The sequence below is a fragment of the Colwellia sp. MEBiC06753 genome (assembly GCF_053470325.1).
Genome location: NZ_JBQMTM010000050.1, coordinates 1 through 255 on the forward strand (window position 1 = coordinate 1; position 255 = coordinate 255).

General features: G+C 42.4%; 1 protein-coding gene. It reads left to right on the plus strand.

Translation table 11 applies throughout. From position 1 onward, the window contains the following. A partial coding sequence (locus tag ACOB82_RS17730) for a transposase (RefSeq protein ID WP_448214322.1) occupies nt 1–255 on the plus strand: 255 nt, incomplete at both ends.

Genomic DNA, 255 nt, shown 5'->3' on the forward strand with positions numbered 1-255 from the left:
AGCTTGTATGCCGATAAAGGCTATGTCTCAGCGAACTTGAAGGAACAACTGGCCGAGCAAGGTATCGATTTTATTGCGGGTCAGCGAAGTAATATGAAGCGTCAGCCTATTTCGGTTTGGGACAGAGTTATGTTATCGAAACGTTTCATCATCGAAACCGTTTTTGATCAGCTTAAGAATATTGCTCAGATTGATCACACAAGGCATCGTAGCTGTATTTCGTTTATGGTAAATCTAATGGCAGGGCTAATTGCC